The following is a 4,804-nucleotide window of genomic DNA, read 5'->3' as shown; positions in this document are numbered from 1 at the left end:
ACTGGCAGCGTGCTATTGTCGCAGTTGCCCACTATCTTCGCCGCTATGATGCTTAACTTCTGTGTTCGGCATGGTTACAGGTGTGTCCATCATGCCTTCGCCACCAGATCATCTGAGCACGAACGCTCAAAACTGAACAGCTTCCTTCCTCCCACTTCTTATGGCTAAGCTCTCGGTCTATTAGTATCATTCAGCTCAGCATGTCGCCATGCTTGCACCCATGACCTATCTACCTCCTCGTCTTGGAGGGACCTTCCTTCCGAAGAATGGGAAGTCTCATCTTGGAGGGGGCTTCACGCTTAGATGCCTTCAGCGTTTATCCCTTCCGGACTTGGCTACCCAGCTGTGCCACTGGCGTGACAACTGGTGCACCATCGGTCCGTCCACCCCGGTCCTCTCGTACTGAGGGCAGCTCTCCTCAAACTTCCTGCGCCCACGACAGATAGGGACCGAACTGTCTCACGACGTTCTGAACCCAGCTCGCGTACCGCTTTAATGGGCGAACAGCCCAACCCTTGGAACCGACTTCAGCTCCAGGATGCGATGAGCCGACATCGAGGTGCCAAACCTCCCCGTCGATGTGAACTCTTGGGGGAGATCAGCCTGTTATCCCCAGGGTAGCTTTTATCCGTTGAGCGACGGCCCTTCCATGCGGTGCCGCCGGATCACTAAGCCCGACTTTCGTCCCTGCTCGACTCGTCTGTCTCGCAGTCAAACACCCTTCTGCCTTTGCACTCTGCGCATGGTTTCCATCCATGCTGAGGGTATCTTTGGGCGCCTCCGTTACTCTTTGGGAGGCGACCGCCCCAGTCAAACTGCCCACCTGACACTGTCCCGTCCTCAGTTCCATGAGGCCCGGTTAGAACTCCAATGCATCAAGGGTAGTATCCCAACGTCGGCTCCTCGAATACTGGCGTATCCGTATCTCAGCCTCCTACCTATCCTGTACATCATGCATCAGAGTCCAATATCAGGCTACAGTAAAGCTCCATGGGGTCTTTCCGTCTAGTCGCGGGTAACCTGCATCTTCACAGGTACTAAGACTTCACCGAGTCTACAGCCGAGACAGCGCCCAAATCGTTACGCCTTTCGTGCGGGTCAGAACTTACCTGACAAGGAATTTCGCTACCTTAGGACCGTTATAGTTACGGCCGCCGTTTACTGGGGCTTCGGTTCATGGCTTCGCTTTCGCTGACCACTCCCCTTAACCTTCCAGCACCGGGCAGGCGTCACCCCCTATACTTCGACTTGCGTCTTCGCAGAGAGCTGTGTTTTTGGTAAACAGTCGCTTGGGCCGTTTCACTGCGGCTCAGCTTCCACTGAGCACTCCTTCTCCCTAAGTTACGGAGTCATTTTGCAGAGTTCCTTAGCTATAGTTCTCTCGCTCACCTTAGGATTCTCTCCTTACCCATGTGTGTCCATTTTCGGTACGGGCAGAATGCAGTTATGCTAGAAGCTTTTCTTGGAAGCTGGCTTCAGACTCTTCTGTACTTATCGCAATGTTCCATCCGCTTCACGCCTTCGGGTTATGCCATCCGGATTTGCCTGGATGACCCCTACCTCGCTTGCTCCAGCTATTCCGTCAGCTGGTTGTCCTAGCCTTCTCCGTCACTCCCTCGCCTGCACTCCGGTACGGGATTCTCCACCCGTTGTCCATCGACTACGCCTTTCGGCCTCGCCTTAGGTCCCGACTTACCCAGAGCGGACGAACCTTCCTCTGGAATCCTTGGGTCTCCGGTGCGTGGGATTCTCACCCACGTGCCGCTACTCACACCGGCATTCTCTCTTCCACACGCTCCACGACTCCTTACGGTATCGCTTCTTCGCTGTCTGGAACGCTCCCCTACCATTTACATCGTAAATCCATAGCTTCGGTATCATGCTTAGCCCCGGTAAATTTTCGGCGCAGAGTCATTCGACCAGTGAGCTGTTACGCACTCTTTCAAGGATGGCTGCTTCTGAGCCAACCTCCTGGTTGTCTGTACATCTCCACATCCTTTTCCACTTAGCATGTATTTGGGGACCTTAGCTGATGGTCTGGGCTGTTTCCCTCTTGACCATGGACCTTATCACCCATGGTCTGACTGCCGTCCATGTCTTCATGACATTCGGAGTTTGATTATGCTCAGTACCTCGAGATGAGGCCATCACATATTCAGTGCTCTACCTTCATGCGACTTCCTGACGACGCTAGCCCTAAAGCTATTTCGGGGAGAACCAGCTATCTCCGGGTTCGTTTGGAATTTCACCCCTAGCCACAATTCATCCGCCAACGTTTCAACGGGGGTCGGTTCGGTCCTCCATCGGGTCTTACCCCGACTTCAACCTGATCATGGCTAGATCACCCGGTTTCGGGTCTATGACATGCAACTTTCGCCCTCTTCAGACTCGCTTTCGCTTCGGCTCCGCATCCCCTGCTTAACCTCGCTCCACATCATAACTCGCCGGCTCATTCTACAAAAGGCACGCCATCACCCATTAACGGGCTCTGACTTCTTGTAAGCATATGGTTTCAGGTTCTCTTTCACTCCCCTCCCGGGGTTCTTTTCACCTTTCCCTCACGGTACTGGTCCACTATCGCTCACCAGGGAGTATTTAGCCTTTCGAGATGGTCCTCGATCCTTCCGTCAGGATTCCTCGTGTCCCGACGTACTCAGGGCCTGCCTCGCCTTCCTCCACGACTTCGGATACGGGAGTTTCACCCTCTTCGCTGCGCCTTCCCCTGCGCTTCTCCTGTCATGTCAAATAGGCTTTATCGGCACCCCTATAACCCCATCATACGATGGTTTGGGCTCCTCCGCTTTCGCTCGCCACTACTTACGGAATCGTTCTTACTTTCCTTTCCTGCAGGTACTGAGATGTTTCAGTTCCCTGCGTATCGCCTCGATTCTTCATCGATGTCATCCTCATGGATGACGGGTTCCCCCATTCGGACATCGACGGGTCCTTGCATGCTTACTGCTCGCCGTCGCGTTTCGCCGTTTGCTGCGTCCTTCTTCGCCTCCTGGTGGCCAGGCATCCGCCATACGCTCTTCTTCGCTTAACCTAAAGTGTTCTCTTTTCGTGCTTTCTTAGTTTGCAACTAGATGATTTCGACCTTCTTCCTGATCTCTTTCATCTTTCGTTTCTTCGCTTTCTTGTAGAAAGTTTGCTGTTCAGTTTTCAATGTTCCTGCCTTGAATGCATCTCTACAGATACACTCAAAACCAAACAGTATCCACATCTTCTCTTCTCCCTAGAAAGGAGGTGATCCATCCCCACGTTCCCGTAGGGATACCTTGTTACGACTTCACCCCAATCATCAGTCCCACCTTAGACAGCTCCCTCCTTGCGGTTGGGCCACCGGCTTCGGGTGTTACCAACTCTCATGGTGTGACGGGCGGTGTGTACAAGGCCCGAGAACGTATTCACCGCGACATGCTGATTCGCGATTACTAGCGATTCCAGCTTCGTGCAGTCGAGTTGCAGACTGCAGTCCGAACTGTGAACGGGTTTCTGGGTTTCGCTCCACCTCGCGGCTTCGCCTCCCTCTGATCCGTCCATTGTAGCACGTGTGTAGCCCAGGTCATAAGGGGCATGATGATTTGACGTCATCCCCGCCTTCCTCCTCCTTGCAGAGGCAGTCTCGCCAGAGTCCCCAACCTAATGCTGGCAACTGGCAACAGGGGTTGCGCTCGTTGCGGGACTTAACCCAACATCTCACGACACGAGCTGACGACAACCATGCACCACCTGTGTGAGATATATCTATCTCCCTGTCTCCAGGGCCTTTATCTCCATGTCAAGACCTGGTAAGGTTCTTCGCGTTGCTTCGAATTAAACCACATGCTCCACCGCTTGTGCGGGCCCCCGTCAATTCCTTTGAGTTTCATTCTTGCGAACGTACTACTCAGGCGGAGTGCTTATTGCGTTAACTCCAGCACTGAGGTCTGACCCCCAACACTTAGCACTCATCGTTTACGGCGTGGACTACTAGGGTATCTAATCCTATTTGCTCCCCACGCTTTCGGGACTGAGCGTCAGCTGCACCCCAGACCGCCGCCTTCGCCACTGGTGTTCCTCCATATATCTACGCATTTCACCGCTACACATGGAATTCCGCGATCCTCTGATGCTCTCTAGCTGTGCGGTTTCCACGGCTTACCGAAGTTTAGCTCCGGTCTTTCACCGCAGACCTGCACTGCCGCCTGCTCCCTCTTTACGCCCAATGATTCCGGATAACGCTCGCCACCTACGTATTACCGCGGCTGCTGGCACGTAGTTAGCCGTGGCTTCCTCATGAAGTACCGTCACGCACATGGCATTCCCTCCATCTGCCGTTCTTCCTTCATAACAGAAGTTTACATCACGAATGACTTCTTCCTTCACGCGGCGTTGCTCGGTCAGGCTTTCGCCCATTGCCGAAAATTCCCTACTGCTGCCTCCCGTAGGAGTCTGGGCCGTGTCTCAGTCCCAGTGTGGCCGTCCACCCTCTCAGGCCGGCTACGCATCGTCGCCCTGGTGAGCCGTTACCTCACCAGCTGGCTAATGCGTCATAAGCCCATCCCTGTGCTATCCCGTGGGATATTTAACATAGTCGACATGCGTCCTCTATGCCTATGCGGTCTTAGCTGCCGTTTCCAGCAGTTATCCCCCTCACAGGGGCAGGTTGCTTATGTCTTACTCACCCGTTCGCCACTCAATGCCGAAGCATTGCGTCCGACTTGCATGTATTAGGCACGCCGCCAGCGTTCATCCTGAGCCAGGATCAAACTCTCCATTGTCCTTTTCTATCTTCAGACAATTTCATGTCTTCTTGACTCTT

3 rRNA genes are annotated in these 4,804 nt (G+C 53.8%); all 3 read right to left on the bottom strand.

Annotated elements, in window-relative coordinates:
- Positions 1-108 (bottom strand): 5S ribosomal RNA (rrf, locus tag B5E75_RS13940); the annotation flags it as partial.
- Positions 109-160: 52 nt separating this feature from the next.
- Positions 161-3,046: ribosomal RNA gene (locus B5E75_RS13935) — 23S ribosomal RNA — on the bottom strand.
- A gap of 193 nt (positions 3,047-3,239) precedes the next feature.
- Positions 3,240-4,763: ribosomal RNA gene (locus tag B5E75_RS13930) — 16S ribosomal RNA — on the bottom strand.
- Between the last annotated feature and the right edge of the window lie 41 nt (positions 4,764-4,804).

Origin of the sequence: Massiliimicrobium timonense, assembly GCF_002160865.1 — a bacterium.
Taxonomy (GTDB): domain Bacteria; phylum Bacillota_I; class Bacilli_A; order Erysipelotrichales; family Coprobacillaceae; genus Allocoprobacillus.
This window is presented reverse-complemented; position numbering and strand designations above follow the sequence as displayed.